Raw genomic sequence first — 19,704 nt, forward strand, 5'->3', positions numbered from 1 at the left:
CGCGTACCACCGGAAGACCACCGCCGTGCGGCAGCATCGCGCGCAACGCAGGCGGGGCGCATCGGCGCCCGAAGGTCGATACCAGGGGTGGGCTCAGGCGATGACGGGTTTCGGGTCGGTGCCCGACGAACTCCGCGCGACGGCAGGCCAGATCGCCGAGACGGTCGAGCAGGTCGCGGGCGTGATGTGGCGCGGGCCGGGCGGCGACTACGGCCACGAGGGTGTGGCGCAGGCGTGGGGCCGGTTCATGGAGGACGTCGGTGCTCAGCTGCGCGGGCTACAGGAGAAGGCCGACGAACACGGCGGCGGACTGATCGACGCGGCGCGCCGCTACCTCGAGCAGGAGCAGGAAGGTCTCGACGTCTTCTCCGGCCTGCAGGGTGTGGTGGAACAGGGACCGGCCGCGCCCGCGGCACCCTCCGCGCCCGGGGCGCCGTTCTCCGGCGGCGGAATCGGCGGCGGGATCGCGAGTGTGCTGGACGGGGGTGCCCGATGACGGCGCAGTTGGGGGAAACGACCGATCCGGCACAGCTGATTCCGGGGCAGCCGCAGCAGATCGCCGAGGACCTGCGCGGGGTCGTGGGCAACCTCTCGGCCGTCGGTGAGGTCGGCGGGATGCTCGGCAGGATCGATCCGGCGAACTGGATCGGCGAGGCGAGCAACGTCTTCCGGGACGCGTTCGGCGCCGAGCCGCCGAAGTGGCTCGGGCTCGTCGACACGGTGGCTCGTGGGGGACAGACCCTCGCCGACTACGCCGACGTGCTCACCTGGGCGCAGGGGGAGGCGCAGCGTGCCATCGAGATGCACACCCAGGCCCAGGCCGCACAACGCGCCGCGGCCGCGCTGGCCCAGGCGCAGGCGCCCGGAGCTCCCGCCGCGCCGAACGACCCCGGTGGTGGGCTGCTGGCCGAGGCGCAGGCCGTGCTCGACAACGCGCGGGCCAGGGTGGAGTCCGTCGGCGGGCAGCTTGCGGCCAAACTCGGCCTGCAGCCGGACGGCCAAGGCGGCTACAACCGGGGATTCGAACGCGAGGCGATCAACGAACGCCGGTTCGACAAGAGCTTCGGCGGCGATCAGGCCCTGAAGGAGAACCCCGTCGCGGGACTCATCGAGACACTCGGCATCGAACTGCCGAGCGCGAGTTGGCAGGGCGAGGCCGGGGTCAGCGTCGCCGAGGGCGAACTCGGCGGGTCCTTCGACAACGGGCTGGTGGCGGGCCAGGGTTCGGTGCAGGGCTCGGTACTCGGCGCGAGCGCGAATGCCGACGCCTCGATCGACCCGATGGGAGCGTCCGCGAGCGCGGGTGCTGAGGCGCACCTGGCCCGCGGCAGTGCGGAGGGCTCGCTCGACATCGGACCGGTCGGCAGCGCCACCGGCCAGGCCAACGCCGCGGTCGAGGCGGCCGCGAACGCCAGTGCCAACCTCGGCTGGACCGGCCTCGACGTCAGCGGCGACGCGTTCGCCGGTGCTCGGGCCGACGCGAACGCCGGGATCGAGATCGCCGGCATCTCGGCAGGCGTGAACGCCGAAGGCTGGGCCGGAGCAGGGGCCGAAGGTGGGCTGCAGTTCGGCATGGGCGAGGACGGCAAGTTCCACGTCGGTGGGTCGATCGGCGCGGCCGTCGGCCTCGGCGGCAAGGTGGGCGGCGAGGTCGCCGTCGATCCGGGGCAGGTCGCCGACTCGGTCTCCGGCGCGGCGGGTTCGGTCGGCTCGATGCTGCGTGACTTCAGCGGGTGGTGACGTCCGTGCTTCCCGTGCCCATCGCCTTCGAGCTGCCCGACGGCTGGCGTTCGGTGCCGCCCGCCGAGGTCGGGAGCCCGGACACGGCGTTCGTCGCGCTGCACCCCGGCTCCCGTGACGGGTTCACCGCCAACATCTCGTTGACCGGTGACACCCGGGAGGACGGGGCCGATCTCGACGTGCTCGCCGACGAGTCGGCCAGCAGGCTCGCGGAGCAGGCCGTCGCGGTGAAGGTCGGCAGGCGCGAGCGCACCGGCGTGGCGGCGGCGGGCAGCCTCACCCAGGCGCTGGGGGTTCGCGTGCGGACGGGCGCGACGGTCACCGACCTGGCTCAGGTGCAGAGCTTCCTGGCCATGGCCGATCTCGCGGGCAGCCGGCGCCGGGCCGTGCTCACCGCCGTGCTGACCGCGACGCCGAGCCAGCTCGTGGATCTGTTGGCCGATTTCCAGGCCTTTCTGGCCAGCATCCGGCCCGAGCCGCCCGCGTCGCCGCACCCGGCGCCGTCTCCGAACCCACCGACTCCACCGGGGCACGCAGTTCCACCGCGTCCCAGCGCTCCACCGGGGCACACAGCGCAGCCGGGGCACACGGCGCAGCCGCGTCCGGCACCCCGGCAGGACCACCGGCCAGGACCGCCACCGGTGCACGGTGCAGCGCCAGGGGCGTGGCGGCCCGACCACGGCTACGTGGGCAGGCATCGACGAGGTGAGTGAAGCCCGAAGCACCACGGCGAAAACTGGGACGACCGCGGGAACTGGGACGAGGACTGGGACGAGGACTGGAGTGGCATGACCGACCCCGGTGAACAGCTGATGCGGCGGATCGAGGCGATCGACACCGCGGCCGCCGACAACGCCAGGGCGGCCGAGGCGTATCAGCGGGTGACCGAGGAACTCGCCGAGGCCACCGGCACCGCGACGTCCCCGGACGGGGTCGTCACGGTGGTCGCGCGTGCCGACGGCTCGGTCGAACGGGTCACGTTCGGCGACGGGGTGCAGCGCATTGCGCCCGGCGACCTGTCCGCATCGGTCACCCACACCATCGCCCAGGCCCGGTACGCCGCGGCGCGTGCGCAGGCCGAGATCGTCCGGCGGGGCTTCGGCGACAGCGAGTTGCTCGACCGCGTGCTCGAGGCCGATGCGCACGTGTTCGGCGATCGCAGGCCCGCCGACCCCGGTCCGCCGCCGATGCCGCAGGGGCCGCCGCCCGGTGCGCCGTCCGGGCAGCCGTGGGACGAGCCGGCTGACCGGTCATGGGGGCAGCCGGCCGGTAGGGGAGCGCGGAGGGCGCCCGAACCCCACGGACGGCCGGAGCGCGGCCCGTTCGAGCGTGGGCCATCGGGGCGACACCGCGGCCGGCATCAACTCGAACCGGAACCGGAGGACTACTCACAGTTGTCATATCTGCGACACGGTCGCTGAGTTGACCCACATTTGTGGGCTGTTCTACCGACAAGCCCCTCCTGACGGTGTGACTAGCGTCGAGACGCACCGGGCGGCCGGCGGGTCGCCATCACGTTCAGGTGGGGGACACGATGACGTCGATCGAGATCGACATGCTCGGGGAACTGGATGTGCGCGTAGCCGGTACCCCGGTGCTCATTCCGCGCGGAAAGCAACAGCTCCTCCTGGCGGCGCTCGCCCTGCGGGCGGGCCGGTTCGTCTCGACGGAGGGCCTGATCGACAGCGTGTGGGGTGAGGACCCGCCCGACACGGCACGGACCACGCTGCGCGGCTACATCAAGCGGCTGCGCTCGGCGCTGGCCTGCGCGGGGGAGCCGGTGATCGAGGCGGCATCCGGGGGCTACCGGTTGGTGGTCGGCGAGGACGGCACGGATCTCGGCCGGTTCCGCGAGCGCCGGCGCGATGCCGCCGACAAGGAGGGCGCCGCCGAACTCTGCGCGCTGCAGGGGGCGCTGGAGTTGTGGCGGGGCCGTCCGCTCGACGGTCTCGACCGGATGCCCTGGGTGGAACAGGAGGCCGAGGTACTCGACGAGGAGTACCTCCAGACCGCAGAGCGGATCGCCGACCTGCTGCTCGAACTCGGCGACGCCGAGCGCGCCGTCGTGCGGCTCCGGCCGCTGGTCCGGACCCATCCGTACCGGGAGTGCCTGTGGGCGCGGCTGCTGACCGCACTGCACGAGGCGGGCCGGACCGCCGACGCGCTGCTCAAGTACGACCAGGTGCGCAGGATGCTGGCCGACCGGCTCGGGGTCGAACCGTCGGCGAACCTGCGCGCGGTCCACGAGCGGCTGCTGCAGGAGGACCTCCGCGCCGGGGCCTGCGCGGGTGCCCGGACCGAACCACGAATCGACCCCGGACACACCGCGTCGCAGGCCACGGCGCCGGCAGGCCCAACCGGACCGGGCCTGGACCGGACGCCGGCACCCGACCGCCCGCGCGAGCGCTCCGCCGCTCGCGCACTGCCTGGTCGTGAGCGGCACACGGACGTGCTCGACGGTCTCGTCGGCAGTGGTCGCGGGCGGCTCGTGGTCGTCGACGGCCCCGCCGGGGTGGGCAAGACCGCACTCGTCGACCACTGGGCCGCGCAGGCGCGCACGGAGTTCCCCGGCGGACTGCTGCGGGTCGACCTCCGCGGATTCCACGTCGAACCGCCGTTGTCGGCGGCCGAGGCACTGACCGATCTGCTCGTGCAGACCGGAGCGGAGCCGGCCGACCTGCCCACCGGCGACCGCGCCGCCCTCGGCGCGCTGCTGCGGGCAAGGACGGCAGCCCACCGGACGCTCGTCGTCCTCGACAACGCCCGCGACGCCGCTCAGGTCCGCCCACTGCTGCCGGGAGCGGCGGGCGTCGCCGTGGTCACGAGCCAGAACCAGCTGCGTGGACTCGTCGTGGGGGACGGCGCGGCGCGGATGACGGTTCCGCCGCTGAACGCGCGCGAGGGCGCCGAGGTGCTCCGCTCACTCGTGGGCGAGGCCGGTGCGGCCGTCGACACCGGCGAGCTCGCCGCGTTGTACGAGCTCGTTGACCTGTGCGACGGACTTCCGCTGGCGTTGCGGATCGCGGCCGAGGAGCTGTGCCGGGTTCCCGGAGCCGGGGTGGCCAGGCTCGTCGGGATGCTCGGCGCCGAGCGCACCCGACTGGAACACCTCGACACCGGCGACGAGGCCACGGGTATGCGGGCGGTCCTGACCCGGGCCCACGCCCACCTCACCCCGGCGGAGGCCGAACTGCTGCGGGTCCTCGCCGTCGGGGGGAAGCTGGAGTTCGACGTCGACGACGTCGTTCGCCTCACCGGCCGTGATCGGGGAGGGGCGCGGGCGGCGATGCGCGGCCTCGTGTCGGTCAACCTCGTCGCGGAGTGCGCGCCGGACCACTACCGGCTCGGCGACCTGCAGCGGCTCGCCGCGGCCGGTCGGTGAAGCGGGTTCGTCCGGTGATCGTGTTTCTGGGGGTGGCACGATCACCGGACGGCCTACAGGTCGTCGACGCTGACCAAGCCGTCCTGGATGGCACGCGCGACCAGTGCGGCCTTGCTGCGGGCGGGACGTCCCACGTTGGCGTACTTGAGCCGCACCCGATCCAGGTAGGTCGTGACGGTCTTGGGGGAGATGCCCAGACGTTCGGCCACGAGGTCCCGAGACTCGGACTGGAACCACTCGACGAGCACCTCCTCCTCCCGGATCGACAGCTTCGGCCGGTCGGAACTCGTGTTCGCCGACAGGGCACCGGCCAGCGCGGGCGGGGTGTACGGGCGGTGCTCGGCCGCCGCGATCGTCGCCGACACCAGGTGGTCGGCGCCCTCGGTCTTGGTCAGGAACGTCACCGCACCCAGGTCCAGGCAGGTCAGCGCGGTCTGTTCGTCGTCGCGCATGGTGTAGACGATGACGTTCCTGCCCGCGTCGACGAGCCGCCGCAGTTCGCCGAACGCCGGCGCGGTCTGCCCGCCCAGTTGGAGGTCGAACACGACGACGTCGGCCGAGTCGCCGGGCGGCAGCCACGCCGTCTTCGGGGTGGCGCCGCACGCCACGACGCGCACCGGCTCGGGCGCCTCGGCGTACCACTGTTCGATCCCGACCAGGATTGCGGGATGGTCGTCCACGACCGTCACGGTGATCTCGTCAGCCATACCGCCTCTGCCCAGAGTTTCCGATTTTTCGTGGTCGTGGTGATCTCGGTGTAGGTCCTGTGCGTGCGTTCGATCGCCGCGGCGACCTCGGGTGGCGCGTCGGCGACGACGCTCACCCGGACCGCGGCGCGGGTGCGCACCACTGTGGCACGTGCCGTGGTGCGGGCCGACGCGAGCACCGTGGCGGCGAGATCGACGAGTTCGCGCCGCGCGGGATGGGGCACGTCGCGTACCTCGCCGCGGACCGCGAGCTGCACCGACACCCCCTGCCGTTCGGCGACGTCGATGCCCGCGCGCAGTTCGTGCAGCAGCCGGTCGGACACGTCGTCGGTCTCGGCGAACAGCTGCCGCATCCGCGCGGCCTCGATCGCGCTGCGCCGGCGCACCGCGTCGTCGGCGGGGTCGAGGGTGCCGTAGGCCAGACCGGTCAGCAGCGGCACGGTCGTGTCGAGCAGACGCGCGTAGCGTTCCTGATGGTCGCGGTGGGTGAGCTGGGCGATCTCCTCGTCCGTGCGGGATCGTTCCTCCCGTTCGGCGGCCTCGCCCGCGGCGCCCGCGGTGCGCCGCAACAGTTCGGCCAACAGGGCCACGGCGATCTGGAATCCGAACACCGAGACGGCCGCCATGCCCATCTGCGCGGCGATGTAGCGCTCGGGCATGCCCTTCACGGCGATCTCGGCGACCGTGGCCGCCGCGTGCAGGGCGAGCACGCCGCCGATGACGGGCAAGCGATTGCGGAACAGCAGCGCGAGGATGTACCAGCCCGCGATCCCGAACGACCAGTCGTCGGCCACGAGCAGCAACCGGGCCGGCACCGGCACCGACGCCACGACCGAGGCGGCGATGCACACGCCCGCGAGTACGAGCGCGAGCCGGTTCGACCACGCCCGGTGGCGCAGCAGGGACGTCGCCATGACCGCCGCGACCGAGGCCAGTGCGAGGAATCCGGCGACCTCCATCCACCAGTGGCCGAACCTGTCCCGGTTCGTGATCAGCTGGGGCAGGCAGTTCGTGAGCTGGATCGTCACCGCGACGATGAGCGCCGCCAACTGGGCCCCGCGCAGCAGCCGGTCGCGCACGTGCTCGGCGGTGGCCGTGGCGGCCGCGTCCGGTTCGTCCGGCAGCGCGGGCGTGGGCGCACCGCCTGCGGCGTGCGTGGTGGCGATCGCGGTAGCGGGCTCAGCCATGCCAGCTCCACCGCACGGTCGTGCCCGCACCGGGTGCGGAGTCGATCTCCGCGTGCCCGCCGACGGCGGCCATCCTGCCCACGATCGAGTCGGCGACGCCGCGCCGGTGCTCGCGCGCCGCGGCCGGGTCGAATCCCGCGCCGTCGTCGGCGAGCGTGACCTCGATGCGCGGCGCGGGGTGCGTGTCGTCGACGTGGCCGGTCAACGTGGCCTCGGTGACGCCGGCGTGGCGGGCGACGTTCTCGACCGCTTCGCGGACACCGTGGGAGATCGCCAGCGCCGGCCGCGCGGGCACCGGCAGCGCCTGCGGAAGGTTTCGTTTCACCGTGACCAGCGGGTGTTCGGCGGCCTGGTCGAGGAGCGTGGCGAGGTTGACCAGGCCCGCTCCCGTGTCGGTCGCCGGTTCGGCACCGGCGGCCGTCCCCGTGCCGGAACCACCGGAGCCGGAACCACCGGTGCCGGGCAGGGTCTCGGGAAGGGCCGGGCTCGTGGTGATGGCGTCGAGGTCGCGGCGCGCGCGGTCGGGCAGCCACGCACGGTGCCCGCCCGAGGCGGCGCCGAGCGAGACCATCAGAAGCGTCGAGCTCGCGGTGTCGTGGAGTGTGGCGAGGTACTCGCGTTCGGCAGCCCGGCGTGCGGCGGCGACCTCGGTGGCTCGGCGCTGCGCGGACGCGCGGGCCCTGGTCTCGTCGGCCGCGCGGGCCCGCGATCGCAGGAGCACGTAACCGCCGCGCGCCAGCGACGTCTCGAGCAGCAGGCGCGCGCCGAACACGCCTGCGTCCCACGCCTGCCTGGTCATGGCCGCGCCCACGGTGTACGACACGGCCGCCACGACGGCGACGAGCACGCCCAACCGGGGCTTGGTCGCCTGTTCGAGCTGCATGCCGATGCAGGTGATGCTGGCGACGGAGAACGCCCAGCCGTTGTACGGGCCGACGGCGGTCCACGGCTGCGTGAGTTCGACGACGAGCAGCACCACGACCGCCGCGCCGGTGACCAGCGCGGGGTGGGGACACGTGCGCGCACCCCACATCCACCACGCCGACAGCGCGCACCAGCCCGACGCGACCACCGTGACCAGCACCGTCGGCAGCGGGTCGGGCGGGGCTCCGAGGAGGGCCAGCACGACACCGGCCAGCACCACGAGCACCCGCACTCCGACGGCGTATCGCCGCAGGGCCGCGTTCAGGTTGGTTTCCGTGGGCCCTGGCAGGCCCGGGTCGGTTGTGACCACCTGACCGATCCTGTTCGTCTGTGCGTCGAAGTCTCACCTGAACGTGCGAGCGGAGACTACTCCGGGTGGTTCGGCCCGTTGCACGTGTATGCGGACGAGAAACCGCCTATTCGGATAAGCGGATCGGTATCGGGCGAATACTCGTCGGTACGGGCGAAAACCGGAGTGGTATCCGGCGACATTCGTTGTCGCCGTGCGGAAGCCGGTGCTCGATGTGCAGGCGTTCGCTCGCGACCACTCGTGACGGTCGAGGCTCACGTCAGCGGCACGGTCACCGGGTGGGAGCCGTTGACGGAGAACCAGCACACCAGCTCGCTGACGAGATCGAACTCGATCGCCGCGACGTCGTCGACCTGCGTCGGCACCTCGAGCCGCACGGGGATCGTCACTTCCTCGCCCGGTGCGACACCCCGCCCGGGAAGGGGAATCCGTCCGCCGCTGTGGGCCAGCCGGTCGCTGACCGCGCCGTCCGAGGTGCGAATCCGCGCGCCGAGGTGCACCGGTCCGTACTCGGCGTCGGAGGGCAGCCAGGTCCGGGTGCCCGTGTTGGCCGCCCGGCAGGTGCCGCGGATCGTCGTGCCCGTCGCGTGGTGGTCGATCCGCAGCTCCTCGAACGTCAGATCCGCGGTGAGCCCGTCGGCCATCCGGCTGTCCGGGGGCTCCGATCCGGCGCGGCGGAGCGTGAACATGCGGCGGTCGCCGATCGCCGCGCGGGTCCGTTCGGGGAATCCGGTCGGGCCGGCAGGATCGTCGACGCCGTCCAGCACGTCGCGGAACGTCGGCAGATCCACCCACTGCGGTGCCGAATCGAGCAGGCACAGCCGTAGCTCGGCGAATCCGCACCGCTGGGCGGTGCGCCACACCTCCTCGATGACGATGTCGTTCTCGAGCACCCCGAAGTGGCGCATCTCGTACTGCGACTGCGGTTGCCGCGAGTGCGTCTCGCCGGGTTCGGAGAAGGCGGCGATGCCACCCGGCCGCAGCACGCGGGCGAACTCGGCGATCACCTCGTCGGGATTGGGCACGTGGTGCAGCGCGTCGTAGGACAGGACGCGATCGACGCTGGCGTCGGGCAGGTCGATGTGGTGACCGTCGAACACGAGGAACTCGGGTTCGGGCCGACTGCCGAGCACGGGGGCCCGTGCGTAGAGCTCGCGGCCCAGCTCCAGTGCGGACGGGGAGACGTCGGTGGCGATCACGCGGCAGCCGAGCTGGGTGAGCCACCGGCTCGTCCAGCAGGTACCCGCACCGAAGTCGAGCACCGTCATGCCGACGGCCGGCTGCAGTCCACGCAGGGCCTGTCCGAACGTGACGAGCAGCTCGGCGGCCTCGCCCGCGTCCTTGAACGGCTTGGTCAACAGCAGCTCGGGCTCGTCGAGGGAGGCGAAGTACGCCTCGGCCGTGGCGGCGAGCTCCTCGACGGAGGTGCGCTCGATGAGCTGTGCGGGGTCGATGAGCTCGGCATCGGTGTCCGCAGCGGCATCGGCGTCGGGATCGGTCTCCGCATCGGCATCGGGATCGGCGGGCTTGGCGCTGCGGGCGGCCGCGCCTGTGCCGTCCCGTCCGGTGCGGGCGGCCAGTCTGCCGGCGAACTCGTCGGAACCGGCCAGCGCCGCGCACACGTCCTGCGTCGTCAGTTCGCCCGTGCGGAGTTTGTCGACGTAGTGGGCCTCGCCCTCGGCGTCGGCGGTTCTGCCGAGGATCAGCCGGTAGGCCTGCCGCACGGCCGTCGTCGGATCCGGGTCGGGGGTGTTCGCGCCGCTCGTGCTCATCACCCGCGAGGCTATCGGACGTTCTCGCGTAACAAAGCGCGTTCTCGGCAACGCACGCGTAGTCCGGGTGACATTGGTCGGCAATCGACGACGGCTCTACTGGTTCTCGTCACATTCGGCACCGCGGGCGCTCTGACCACGCAGGTGCCCGGAGTGATGGCAGCAATGTCGCTCGCACAGCGCGACTGTGGACCGATCCTATCCCGTCTGCTGGAGGACCACCCGGTGAGAGGAGTGTTCGTGCCCGAAGTGTACTTCCACGTGCGATGGCCGGATGGTGTGTCGCGTCGGTTCTACTCCCCGTCGACCGTGATCGAGGAGTACCTGCGGACCGGTAACGAGTACCGGCTCAGCGATTTTCTGGAACGGAGCAGGGTGGCGCTGGCCGTTGCGTCGGAACGGGTCGCGGCGGTGTACGGATTTCCGTGCGCCAGGGCGGCAGCCACGGTTGCGGCGCTCGACAATCTCGCAGCAGGAGTGCCCGCAGACGCCGCCGTGCTCGTCGAAAGGTTCGATCGATGACCCCCGTGGACGGAATGCACCGGACTGTCGCGATCGTCGGAGGAGGGCAAGCCGGGCTGTCGATGAGCTACTGTCTGACCCGGGACGGAGTAGAGCATGTCGTGCTGGAGCGGGAGAGCCCGGGATTCGAATGGCGAAGTCGGCGTTGGGACTCGTTCTGCCTCGTCACGCCGAACTGGCAGTGCGCGCTGCCCGGTTTCCCGTACTCCGGCGACGACCCCGAGGGCTTCATGCTGCGCGACGAGGTCGTCGCCTACGTCGAGGACTATGCCCGATCGTTCGACTGCCCGCTCGTCGAAGGCGTCGAGGTGACGCGCCTGCGCAGGAACGCCACCGGGTTCACACTGGCCACATCGGACGGAACCGTGACGGCGGATCAGGTTGTGGTCGCCACCGGGCCATACCAGGTCCCGTTGATCCCGCGGCTCGCCGAGCGGCTGCCAGCGTCAATCACGCAGCTGCATTCCTCCGGCTACCGCAACGCGCGGCAACTTCCGCCGGGTGAGGTGCTGGTCGTCGGGTCGGGACAGTCCGGGTGCCAGATAGCCGAGGACCTGCACCTGGCCGGTCGGACGGTGCACCTGTCGGTCGGCAGTGCACCCCGTGTCGCCCGCCGTTACCGGGGCCGGGATGTCGTCGACTGGCTCCACGACATGGGGTACTACGACCGAGGGATCGACGAGTTCTCCGACGCCGACGCCGTGCGGTTCCGCGCCAACCACTACGTCACGGGCCGCGGCGGTGGCCGCGACATCGACCTGCGTGCGTTCGCGCGGGACGGCATGCGCCTGTACGGCCGGTTGTCCGATGTGGACTCCGGTGTTCTGCGGTTCCGTCCGGATCTCACGAAGAACCTCGACGCAGCCGACGCCGTGTCCGAGGGCATCAAGGACTCCATCGACGCCTACCTCAGCTCCGCCGGTATCGACGCGCCCATGGAGGAGCGCTACGTCCCGGTGTGGGAGCCGGCCTCTGATCCGGCCGAATTGGACATCGAAGGCTCCGGGATCACGTCGGTCGTGTGGAGCACCGGGTTCGGGATGGATCACCGGTGGATCGAGGTACCGGTGTTCGACGGCCGCGGCTACCCGACGCACGAGCGTGGCGTGACCAGCTGCGAAGGCCTGTACTTCCTCGGGTTGCCCTGGCAGTACACATGGGGTTCGGGCCGCTTCGGCGGCGTGGCGCGGGACGCCGAGTACCTGGCGGAGCGGATCGCCGAGACGCAGGGCCCCGGTCAGTTGCAGTCGGTCCCGCGTCAGCTGTCGTCATTGGACGTTCCGTGGATCGCGGGAATCGCCGGCGACACCTGTCCCGTCGACGTCGACTGGGTACCCCCGCGGACTGTCGCTTGAAGCCCAGCTGCTTGAAGCCCAGCCGCCGGAGAATCCCAGCCGCCAGAGGAGCGAGACATGACCCGATTCGACACCTGTGATGCACACCGGCATCTCGGCGTGCTCCCGGCGTTCCCGTTCTACGGCGGGCCGCCGGTCAACCCGGACACGAAGGCCCGCGCGACGATCGCCGAGCTGATCGCCGACCTCGACGCAAAGGGCACGGAACGTGCGCTGGTGATCCCGAACTACGGCGTGCCCGACTCGTCGTTGTCCTTCTCCTTCAACGAGATGTGCGTCGAGGCAGCCCAGCTGGACGACCGTGTGCGCGCCGCACTGTGGGTGTCGCCGCTGCCGCGGGACGCCGAGCGCACGCGGGCGGCGTTGGCGCTGGCCGGCGAACCCGGGGTCCGCGCGCTGAAGCTGAGTTTCCTGCTCGGCGGCAGTCCGACAGACCCTGAGTGCCGCCCGATGCTGGAGGACATCGTTGCCGAGGCAGCGAAGCGTGACCTCGTCATCCACGTGCACACCTCGCCGGGTGCGGCATCCGACATCGACCAGGTCGGCACGCTCGTCGACGACTACGGCCACCGCGTGAAGATCCATCTCGTCCATTTCGGTGGAGGAATGAGCGGGCACATCAAACTGATCGGATCCCGTTTCTTCGACTGGATCGAGAACGGGAAGCAGGTGTACACCGACCTGTCGTGGGCGATCGGATTCGCGCCCCGGTGGCTCGCCGAGGAGATCTCACGCCGCGGGATTGGAGCCGACCGTGTGTTGTTCGCGAGCGACGAGCCGTGGGGAGATCATGACACGGAAATGGCAGCCCTGCGCGGTGCTGCCGGTGACGGCGAACTCGCCAGACTCGCGTTCCGTGAGAATTTCGAAAAGCTCTACGGGTAGTAGGCAGATCCCGTAGTTGTCAGGTGGCCGGAAACGATTTCCGGCCGCAGGTCAGGCCGTCAGCGCCGAAATCCACGAAGGAGATACCCGTGCCCGAATTGACCGAGACCGAGCAGCAGAGCCTGAACGAGATCCCGCACCCCTCGCTTCCCGAGGGGTCGAACATCTACGGCGGCACCAAGGTGTTCCCCGACTACCAGGCGGAGCCCGGCCAGTCGTACTTCACGCTGGTGCACGGCATCGCCCACGAGTCGTCGGTGAGCTTCGTCGCGATCCTGCAGGCCACGCGCGCGCTGCGAAAGGGATTCGAGGCCGCGATCTATTTCTACGGCCCTGGTTCGATGAACTGCATGGCCACGCGCGGATTCCCGACGACCGGTAACTCCGCGTTCCCCGGTGAGCACAACATCAACGAACAGCTCAAGACGTTCATTGCCGAGGGTGGCAAGGTGTACTGCTGCCGCTTCGGTCTCTCGCTGCACGGACTGCGGGAGGAGGACCTGATCGAGGGCGTCATTCCGACGCACCCGCTGGACGTCCAGGATGCGCTGATCCACTACGCGCGTAAGGGCGCGATCATCAATTCGACGTACATGGTCTGAGGGTGTGAATTCGTGCACGGATATCGGGCGTTCGGAGGTACGCGATGACAACTGGTGCTGAGGAAGCGGTAGTGGCGAACAACGTCGCCACGCGGATCGATCTCGCGGTCCAGGGAATCAGGGCGGAGACTCCGGTCCGGCGCAGCAAGGGTGCGGGGCCGAGCGACGACGGGCATCTCGTCGTAGACGGTGCCAACGCGACGCTGCCGCTGAACCCCGACAGTCCGTACACGCTGCGCGACGGCCGCGTCTTCGAAGGAACGTTGGACCTCGGCCTGTCGGTGGAACCCGTCGCCAGGCCGAGGTTCTACGAACTGTCCACGGCGGACGGTGTTCCGTACGAGAAGATCGCGCTGTTGCACGGAAAGGATGTCCTGGCGTCCACCGTCGTGCAGACGTGCATCCGCTACGTCGAGGACCAGCGCTGCCGGTTCTGTTCCATCGAGGAGTCGTTGCGGGCGGGGTCGACGGTCGCGGCGAAGACTCCTGCGCAGTTGGCCGAGGTCGCCGAGGCCGCGGTGCGGCTCGACGGTGTCCGCCAGATGGTGCTCACCACCGGCACCACGGCCGGACCCGACCGCGGCGCGCGGCATCTCGTGCGCTGTGTGCGCGCGGTGCTGGAGGCCGTGCCGGGCCTGCCGATCCAGGTGCAGATCGAACCGCCCGGCGACCTGGGGATCCTGCGTGAGCTGCGGGACGCCGGTGCGACGTCGATCGGCATCCATGTCGAATCCCTCGACGACGCCGTGCGCGCACGCTGGATGCCGGGCAAGTCGACCGTCCCGCTGTCGGAGTACTGGGCGGCGTGGGACGAGTCGGTGCGGGTGTTCGGCAGGAACCGCGTGTCGACATACCTCCTCGTCGGCCTGGGCGAGAACCCGGACGAGCTCGTCGCCGGTGCGGGCGAGGTGATCGACCACGGTGTCTACCCGTTCGTCGTGCCGATGCGGCCGATGGCGGGAACCCTGGCCCGCGCCGACGGGGCGCAGGCGCCGCCCGCGTCCCTCGTGCGTGACGTGACCGAGCGCGTGGCCGCGCTGCTGCGCGCGGCGGGCATGACCGGCGTCGACCAGCAGGCCGGTTGCGCGGCGTGCGGGGCGTGCGGTGCGCTCAGCGCGGCGGGAGGCTGACATGTACCCCGACGTCCTGGCGTTGCTCGGCGACCGTGTGAGCCTCGCGCGGCAGCCCGAGTTCCGCATCGAGCCTGCAGGCGACACCGCAACGCTCGCCGGTTACCACGTCGTGCGGCGGGCGGTGTTCGTCGACGAGCAGGGCCTGTTCACCGGCCGCGACCTCGACGCCCACGACGAGGACCCGCGGACGGTCGTGCTCGTCGCCCGCGGACGCGACGGCACGGTGATCGGCGGGGTGCGGCTGTTCCCGGCCACCGCCGACGACCTCGGCTGGTGGTACGGCGGCCGGCTCGCCGTCGCCCCGGAGTACCGGCGGTCGGCGGCGGGTGTCGGTGCGGCGCTCGTGCGGGCGGCCCAGGCGTACGCCGAGAACGCGGGCGTGCTGCGCTTCGAGGCCACCGTGCAGGCGGCCAACGAGCGGATGTTCACGCGACTCGGCTGGCAGATCGTGCGGCGGACGGACGTAGGAGGCGCGCCGCACGTCCTGATGCGCAGGCCGATGCGCCGCATCGCCGCGCAGGCCGCGGCGACGAAGAACGCACTCGGCCCGCTGTTGAGCGGAATGACCGGCGTGCCGGGGTTCGTCGGTGACGACGGCGTTCCGGTGCCCGGCGGGGACGTCGTCGCGGCCTGCGACGCGATCCTGCCGTCCATGGTCGAACGCGACCCCGAATGGGCGGGCTGGTGCTCGGTGTTGGTGAACGTCAACGACCTCACGGCGATGGGCGCGCGGCCGGCGGGCCTGCTCGACGCGCTCGGCGCGCGGGACGCGTCGTTCGCCGCGCGCGTGCTCTCGGGCCTGCGCAGGGCGAGCGAGGCGTGGGGCGTGCCGGTGCTCGGCGGGCACACGCAGTTCGGCGTGCCCGCGTCGTTGTCCGTGACGGCGTTGGGCACGACGCCGGACCCGGTGCCCGGCGGGGGTGGCAGGGCGGGCATGCCGGTGCGGCTCACCGCCGACGTCGAAGGCTCGTGGCGGCCGGGATACACGGGCGCGCAATGGGATTCGACGTCACAGCGCTCGGCGGAGGACCTGCGCGTGATGCAGACGTCGATCGCCGCGGCGCGGCCGGATGCGGCCAAGGACGTCTCGATGGCGGGCATCGCCGGAACGCTCGGGATGCTCGCCGAGGCGAGCGGCTGCGGTGCGGTACTGGACGTCGGCGCGGTGCCCCGGCCCGCGGGTGCGACGGTCGGCGACTGGCTGACGTGTTTCCCCGGCTTCGCGATGCTCACCGCCGGACCGCAGCAGCCGCCCGCAGGGCCGGCGGTCTCGGCCGAGTGCGGCACGTTGACGAGCGGTGGCGGGATACGGCTGCGCTGGCCGGACGGAGAGGAGATCCCGGTGGTCGACGCCGCCGTGACGGGGCTGGGAGAAGCGGCATGACAGCAGTAAGGATGGCGGCGGTGTCGGCGCCGTTCGACCGCGACCTGGAGCAGGACTTCGCGCGTATCGCGGCGTTGATCGACCGTGCGCGTGCGGACGGCGTGCAGCTGCTCGCGTTGCCGGAGGCGTGTCTCGGTGGGTACCTGGCCAACCTCGACGGCGACGCCGACGGCCCGCCGCCGCTGGAGGCCGACGGACCGGAGATCAAGAGGCTTGCCGCGCTCGCGGGCGACCTGGTCGTGACGGCCGGGTTCTGCGAGCGCGCCGACGGCGCGCTCTACAACAGCGCCGTGTGCGTGACCGGCGACGGCGTGCTGGGCCTGCACCGGAAGGTGCACCAGCCGTTGTCCGAGGACGCGACGTACCGCGCGGGCGAGCGGTTCACGGCGTTCGACACTCCGGTCGGGCGGCTCGGCATGATGATCTGCTACGACAAGGCGTTCCCGGAGTCCGCGCGCGAGCTCGCGCTGGACGGCGCGGAGGTCGTCGTGTGCATGTCCGCGTGGCCGGGCAGCAGGACGGGCGCGACGGCGGAACTCGCACGGGACCGCTGGAAACGCCGGTTCGACCTGTTCGACCGCGCCCGGGCGCTCGAGAACCAGATCGTGTGGCTCTCGGCCAACCAGTCGGGCGAGTTCGGCGACCTGCGGTTCGTGGCGAGCGCGAAGATCGTCGACCCGGGCGGCGACGTCGTGGCGTGCACCGGCGTCGCCGAGGGGCTGGCTGTTGCCGACATCGACGTCACCGAGGCTCTGACGACCGCGCGCCGGTCGATGGGGCACCTGCGCGACCGCAGGCCCGCGACGTACACCGCGATAGGCTCAGGCATCGACGCGGCACTGGACACGGCGTCGGACGTCGGTGAGCTGGCGCGGAGCGCTACGGAATGATTCTCGCATGGCCCTGACGCGTATCGCCGCGGTCGCGGCGCACTTCGGTCGCGACCTCGACTTCGACCTCGACCGCATCGCCACGCTCATCGAGCATGCGCGGTCGTCCGGCGCGCAGCTGCTCGTACTGCCGGACGCCGCGCTCGGCGGGTACCTCGCGGACCTGCGCGACCCGGACCCGGACAGCCTGCCGCCGGCTCTGCCCTCCGACGACGCACGGCTGACCAAGGTCGCCGAGCTGGCGGGAGACATGGTGGTGTGCGTGGGTTTCTGCGAGGCCGACGGCGACACACGCTACAACGCGGCGGTCGCGGTGACCGGCGACGGAGTGCTCGGCCGGCACCGCAAGGTGCACCAGCCGCCGGGCGAACGTTCCGTGTACGCCGCGGGCGAGACCTTCGCGGCGTTCGACACGCCGTTGGGGCGCATCGGCATGCTGATCGACTACGACAAGACGTTCCCGGAGTCCGCGCGCAGTCTCGCGCTCGACGGCGCCGAGGTGATCGCGTGTCTGTCGGCGTGGCCGACGAGCATCACCAACCGGGCGCCGCGGATGTCGCAGGACCGCCAGGCGCGGCTGTTCGACCTCTACGACCAGGCGCGCGCCGCCGAGAACCAGGTGGTGCTCGCGTCGTCCAACCAGACCGGCGCGATGGGCGGGATGCGCTTCCTCGGGCAGGCCAAGGTTGTCGGCCCCGGCGGGGATATCCTCGCGCGCACGTGGAGCAAGGCGGGTATCGCAGTGGCGGAGGTCGACGTCGGCGCGGAACTTGCCACCGCGCGGCGGGTACTGCATCACCTCGGCGAGCGGAAACCGGAGGCCTATCGGATGGGAGGGACGGCGTGAGGATCGCACTGCTGAGCTATTCGACGAAGCCGCGTGGCGGGGTCGTCCACACGCTGGCACTTGCGGAGGCGATGGCCGCCGAGGGCGCCGACGTCACGGTGTGGACACTAGGCCGGGGCGGCGACAGTGGGTTCTTCCGGCCGGTCGACGACCGCGTCGCGGTGCGGGTCGTGCCGTTCGAGGGCCGGGACGCCGAGGGCGTCGGTCCGCGGATCCTGCGCTCGATCGACACGATGCGCGCGGCGTTCCGGCCAGGTGACTACGACATCGTGCACGCACAGGACTGCATCAGCGCCAACGCCGTCGACGAGTGCCTGCGCACCGTGCACCACATCGACCACTTCTCGACGCCGGAGCTCGCCGCGTGCCACGAACGTGCGATCACGCGGCCGTACGCGCACGTGTGCGTGTCGGACGCGATCGCGGGGGAACTGGCCGAGGGGTGGGGCATCGAGGCGGAGGTCATCCCCAACGGTGTCGAGTCGGAGCGCTTCGTCCATGCTTCGTCCGATGCGGACGGTAAGCGGCGATGGAGGGAGAAGCTCGGACGGTACGTCGTCTCGGTCGGGGGGATCGAGCCCCGCAAGGGGACGCTGGATCTGCTGGAGGCGTACGCGCTGCTGCGCAGCCGTGATCCGGAGCTGAACCTGGTGATCGTCGGCGGCGAGACACTGTTCGACTACCGGGACTACCGGGCGCGCTTCGACGCGCGGGCCGAGGAACTCGGTGTGGATCCGATCGTGCTCGGCGCCGTGGAGAACGACGATCTGCCGCTGATCGTCGCCGCGGCGAGTGCGTTCGGCTTCCCGTCCACAAAGGAGGGTTTCGGTCTCGCGGCGATGGAGGCCCTTGCTGCCGGAGTTCCCGTCGTGACACGGGATCTTCCAGTGCTGCGCGAGGTCTTCGGTCGGGCGGTGCGGCTTGCCAGCGAGCCGTGGGGATTCGCCGACGCGCTCGCCGACGCCGTGCGCAACCCCGGCGCGCGCCGTCAGGCGGGGCTTGCCCTGGCGCGGCGGTACAGCTGGGCGAACGCGGCGCGCGGTCACCTCGAGCTGTACCGCCGGCTGGCGGGCGTTGGCGGTCAGGCCGTCGGGTCGACGACGACCTTGCCGAGCACCGCGCGGTCCTCCAGCTGTGCGACCGCCTCGCCCGCGCGCGACAGCGGGTAGGTGGCCGCGATCGGCGGGTCCACGACACCGGAGTCGAGGTACGGGGTCAGCACGTCCCATTCGGTGCGCAGCCTGCTCCGGTCCGCCATCACGTAGGCGCCCCACGCGACACCGCGCACGTCGATGTTGTTGAGCAGCAGGCGATTCACCTTCACCGTCGGGATGTCGCCCGCGGTGAAGCCGATGACGAGCAGCCTGCCCAGCGGCGCCAGGCTCCGCAGCGAGTCGGTGAACCGGTCACCGCCCACCGGGTCGACCACCATGTCCACACCCTTGCCTTCGGTGAGCTCGGCGACCGAGTCCTTGAACCCGTCGGCGAGGACCACCTCGTGCGAACCCACGGACGAGACGAACCGTGCTTTGTCCTCAGTGGACACGACGGAGATCACGCGCGCACCCATGGAGGCGGCGAGCTGGATCGTCGCCGTGCCGATCCCGCCCGCCGCGCCGTGCACGAGCACGGTCTCGCCCTTCTGCAACTGGCCGCGCTTGAGCAGCGCGAAGGTCATCGTCAGGTAGTTCATCGGCAGGCAGGCGCCCTCGGCGAACCCGATGGAGTCGGGAAGGGGGAACACCGTCGGGGCATCGGCGACGGCCTGTTCGGCGAACGCCCCGGTCGTGGTGCTCGCGGCGACGCGGTCGCCGGGGGACAGGCCGGAGCCGGCGGGGGCCTCGCGCACGACGCCGGCCAGCTCACCGCCCAGGACGAACGGCGGTTCGGGCTTGTACTGGTACATGTTCTTCGTCAGGAGCAGGTCGGGGAAGTTCACCCCGGCCGCCTTGACGTCGATGAGGACCTGGCCCTCGCCGGGCGTGGGGGCCGGCTGCTCGAGAACCTCGAGAGCCGCCGGACCGTCGGTGCGGGTGACCGTCGCTGCGTACATCGTCGTGCGCG

The 19,704-nt window shown here is 71.4% G+C and carries 19 protein-coding genes; 14 read left to right on the plus strand and 5 right to left on the minus strand.

Going from position 1 to position 19,704, the window contains the following annotated elements; translation table 11 throughout:
- Window positions 1–100 precede the first annotated feature (100 nt).
- The 5 genes from IF64_RS0113875 to IF64_RS0113895 all read left to right on the plus strand — a co-directional run bounded on the left by IF64_RS0113875 (window position 101) and on the right by IF64_RS0113895 (window position 5,122).
- The gene (locus IF64_RS0113875) at window positions 101–496 is read left to right on the plus strand and encodes a hypothetical protein (RefSeq protein ID WP_030532519.1); all 396 of its coding nucleotides are present in this window, start codon (window positions 101–103) and stop codon (window positions 494–496) included.
- Window positions 493–1,740: a putative T7SS-secreted protein gene (locus tag IF64_RS26095; RefSeq protein WP_051757838.1), complete on the plus strand. Its 1,248-nt coding sequence runs from the start codon at window positions 493–495 to the stop codon at window positions 1,738–1,740. The genes IF64_RS0113875 and IF64_RS26095 overlap by 4 nt, the downstream gene beginning before the upstream one ends.
- Before the next feature lie 5 nt (window positions 1,741–1,745).
- A complete protein-coding gene (locus IF64_RS0113885; RefSeq protein ID WP_145600280.1) occupies window positions 1,746–2,453 on the plus strand; it encodes a hypothetical protein in 708 nt (235 codons plus the stop codon).
- A gap of 75 nt (window positions 2,454–2,528) precedes the next feature.
- Window positions 2,529–3,161, plus strand: coding sequence for a YbaB/EbfC family nucleoid-associated protein (locus IF64_RS0113890; protein ID WP_084705852.1), 633 nt, complete (start codon window positions 2,529–2,531; stop codon window positions 3,159–3,161).
- A 113-nt stretch (window positions 3,162–3,274) separates the two neighbouring features.
- Window positions 3,275–5,122 (plus strand): AfsR/SARP family transcriptional regulator, encoded by a 1,848-nt coding sequence (locus tag IF64_RS0113895; RefSeq protein WP_145600282.1) that lies wholly within the window; start codon window positions 3,275–3,277, stop codon window positions 5,120–5,122.
- Between the two features lie 53 nt (window positions 5,123–5,175).
- Here IF64_RS0113895 and IF64_RS0113900 read toward each other — a convergent pair whose 3' ends face one another.
- The 4 genes from IF64_RS0113900 to IF64_RS26110 all read right to left on the minus strand — a co-directional run bounded on the left by IF64_RS0113900 (window position 5,176) and on the right by IF64_RS26110 (window position 10,022).
- The gene (locus IF64_RS0113900; RefSeq protein WP_030532524.1) at window positions 5,176–5,829 is read right to left on the minus strand and encodes a DNA-binding response regulator; all 654 of its coding nucleotides are present in this window, start codon (window positions 5,827–5,829) and stop codon (window positions 5,176–5,178) included.
- The gene (locus IF64_RS26100) at window positions 5,808–7,016 is read right to left on the minus strand and encodes a hypothetical protein (protein ID WP_051757840.1); all 1,209 of its coding nucleotides are present in this window, start codon (window positions 7,014–7,016) and stop codon (window positions 5,808–5,810) included. Before IF64_RS26100 ends, IF64_RS0113900 begins: the two co-directional genes overlap by 22 nt.
- A complete protein-coding gene (locus IF64_RS26105; protein ID WP_051757841.1) occupies window positions 7,009–8,250 on the minus strand; it encodes a sensor histidine kinase in 1,242 nt (413 codons plus the stop codon). The genes IF64_RS26100 and IF64_RS26105 overlap by 8 nt, the downstream gene beginning before the upstream one ends.
- Window positions 8,251–8,504: 254 nt before the next feature.
- The gene (locus tag IF64_RS26110) at window positions 8,505–10,022 is read right to left on the minus strand and encodes a methyltransferase domain-containing protein (RefSeq protein WP_051757842.1); all 1,518 of its coding nucleotides are present in this window, start codon (window positions 10,020–10,022) and stop codon (window positions 8,505–8,507) included.
- Between the two features lie 240 nt (window positions 10,023–10,262).
- Between IF64_RS26110 and IF64_RS0113920 the strand changes: the two genes are divergently transcribed.
- The 9 genes from IF64_RS0113920 (at window position 10,263) to IF64_RS0113960 (ending at window position 18,809) form a co-directional block, all read left to right on the plus strand.
- Window positions 10,263–10,544, plus strand: coding sequence for an MSMEG_0570 family nitrogen starvation response protein (locus IF64_RS0113920; RefSeq protein WP_030532527.1), 282 nt, complete (start codon window positions 10,263–10,265; stop codon window positions 10,542–10,544).
- Complete coding sequence (locus IF64_RS0113925; protein WP_036876588.1) at window positions 10,541–11,899, plus strand: MSMEG_0569 family flavin-dependent oxidoreductase; 1,359 nt, start codon at window positions 10,541–10,543, stop codon at window positions 11,897–11,899. Before IF64_RS0113920 ends, IF64_RS0113925 begins: the two co-directional genes overlap by 4 nt.
- 57 nt (window positions 11,900–11,956) lie before the next feature.
- A complete protein-coding gene (locus IF64_RS0113930) occupies window positions 11,957–12,784 on the plus strand; it encodes an amidohydrolase family protein (RefSeq protein WP_030532529.1) in 828 nt (275 codons plus the stop codon).
- A gap of 89 nt (window positions 12,785–12,873) precedes the next feature.
- Window positions 12,874–13,386: an MSMEG_0572/Sll0783 family nitrogen starvation response protein gene (locus IF64_RS0113935; protein ID WP_030532530.1), complete on the plus strand. Its 513-nt coding sequence runs from the start codon at window positions 12,874–12,876 to the stop codon at window positions 13,384–13,386.
- 44 nt (window positions 13,387–13,430) lie between these two features.
- Entirely contained in the window at window positions 13,431–14,516 is a 1,086-nt protein-coding gene (locus tag IF64_RS0113940) for an MSMEG_0568 family radical SAM protein (RefSeq protein ID WP_030532531.1), read from the plus strand.
- Between the two features lies 1 nt (window position 14,517).
- Window positions 14,518–15,903 (plus strand): MSMEG_0567/sll0787 family protein, encoded by a 1,386-nt coding sequence (locus IF64_RS0113945; protein WP_030532532.1) that lies wholly within the window; start codon window positions 14,518–14,520, stop codon window positions 15,901–15,903.
- The gene (locus IF64_RS0113950; protein WP_048807760.1) at window positions 15,900–16,793 is read left to right on the plus strand and encodes a carbon-nitrogen hydrolase family protein; all 894 of its coding nucleotides are present in this window, start codon (window positions 15,900–15,902) and stop codon (window positions 16,791–16,793) included. Before IF64_RS0113945 ends, IF64_RS0113950 begins: the two co-directional genes overlap by 4 nt.
- Before the next feature lie 7 nt (window positions 16,794–16,800).
- Window positions 16,801–17,640 (plus strand): carbon-nitrogen hydrolase family protein, encoded by an 840-nt coding sequence (locus IF64_RS0113955; RefSeq protein WP_030532534.1) that lies wholly within the window; start codon window positions 16,801–16,803, stop codon window positions 17,638–17,640.
- Complete coding sequence (locus tag IF64_RS0113960) at window positions 17,637–18,809, plus strand: MSMEG_0565 family glycosyltransferase (RefSeq protein WP_048807761.1); 1,173 nt, start codon at window positions 17,637–17,639, stop codon at window positions 18,807–18,809. The genes IF64_RS0113955 and IF64_RS0113960 overlap by 4 nt, the downstream gene beginning before the upstream one ends.
- Here the strand turns inward: IF64_RS0113960 and IF64_RS0113965 are convergent.
- Entirely contained in the window at window positions 18,722–19,693 is a 972-nt protein-coding gene (locus tag IF64_RS0113965) for an NADPH:quinone oxidoreductase family protein (RefSeq protein WP_030532536.1), read from the minus strand. The genes IF64_RS0113960 and IF64_RS0113965 overlap by 88 nt on opposite strands.
- Window positions 19,694–19,704: the final 11 nt, after the last annotated feature.

It is taken from the genome of Prauserella rugosa (genome assembly GCF_000719975.1).
Classification (GTDB): Bacteria; Actinomycetota; Actinomycetes; order Mycobacteriales; family Pseudonocardiaceae; genus Prauserella; species Prauserella rugosa.

Excerpts from the sequence above, each read along its gene's own strand:
- IF64_RS26110 (WP_051757842.1), bottom strand. The coding sequence starts at position 10,022 with ATGAGCACGAGCGGCGCGAACACCCCCGACCCGGATCCGACGACGGCC.
- IF64_RS0113895 (WP_145600282.1), top strand. The coding sequence starts at position 3,275 with ATGACGTCGATCGAGATCGACATGCTCGGGGAACTGGATGTGCGCGTA.
- IF64_RS26100 (WP_051757840.1), bottom strand. The coding sequence starts at position 7,016 with ATGGCTGAGCCCGCTACCGCGATCGCCACCACGCACGCCGCAGGCGGT.
- IF64_RS0113925 (WP_036876588.1), top strand. The coding sequence starts at position 10,541 with ATGACCCCCGTGGACGGAATGCACCGGACTGTCGCGATCGTCGGAGGA.
- IF64_RS0113875 (WP_030532519.1), top strand. The coding sequence starts at position 101 with ATGACGGGTTTCGGGTCGGTGCCCGACGAACTCCGCGCGACGGCAGGC.
- IF64_RS0113940 (WP_030532531.1), top strand. The coding sequence starts at position 13,431 with ATGACAACTGGTGCTGAGGAAGCGGTAGTGGCGAACAACGTCGCCACG.
- IF64_RS0113930 (WP_030532529.1), top strand. The coding sequence starts at position 11,957 with ATGACCCGATTCGACACCTGTGATGCACACCGGCATCTCGGCGTGCTC.
- IF64_RS0113890 (WP_084705852.1), top strand. The coding sequence starts at position 2,529 with ATGACCGACCCCGGTGAACAGCTGATGCGGCGGATCGAGGCGATCGAC.
- IF64_RS0113945 (WP_030532532.1), top strand. The coding sequence starts at position 14,518 with ATGTACCCCGACGTCCTGGCGTTGCTCGGCGACCGTGTGAGCCTCGCG.
- IF64_RS0113965 (WP_030532536.1), bottom strand. The coding sequence starts at position 19,693 with ATGTACGCAGCGACGGTCACCCGCACCGACGGTCCGGCGGCTCTCGAG.
- IF64_RS0113950 (WP_048807760.1), top strand. The coding sequence starts at position 15,900 with ATGACAGCAGTAAGGATGGCGGCGGTGTCGGCGCCGTTCGACCGCGAC.
- IF64_RS26095 (WP_051757838.1), top strand. The coding sequence starts at position 493 with ATGACGGCGCAGTTGGGGGAAACGACCGATCCGGCACAGCTGATTCCG.
- IF64_RS0113955 (WP_030532534.1), top strand. The coding sequence starts at position 16,801 with ATGGCCCTGACGCGTATCGCCGCGGTCGCGGCGCACTTCGGTCGCGAC.
- IF64_RS0113900 (WP_030532524.1), bottom strand. The coding sequence starts at position 5,829 with ATGGCTGACGAGATCACCGTGACGGTCGTGGACGACCATCCCGCAATC.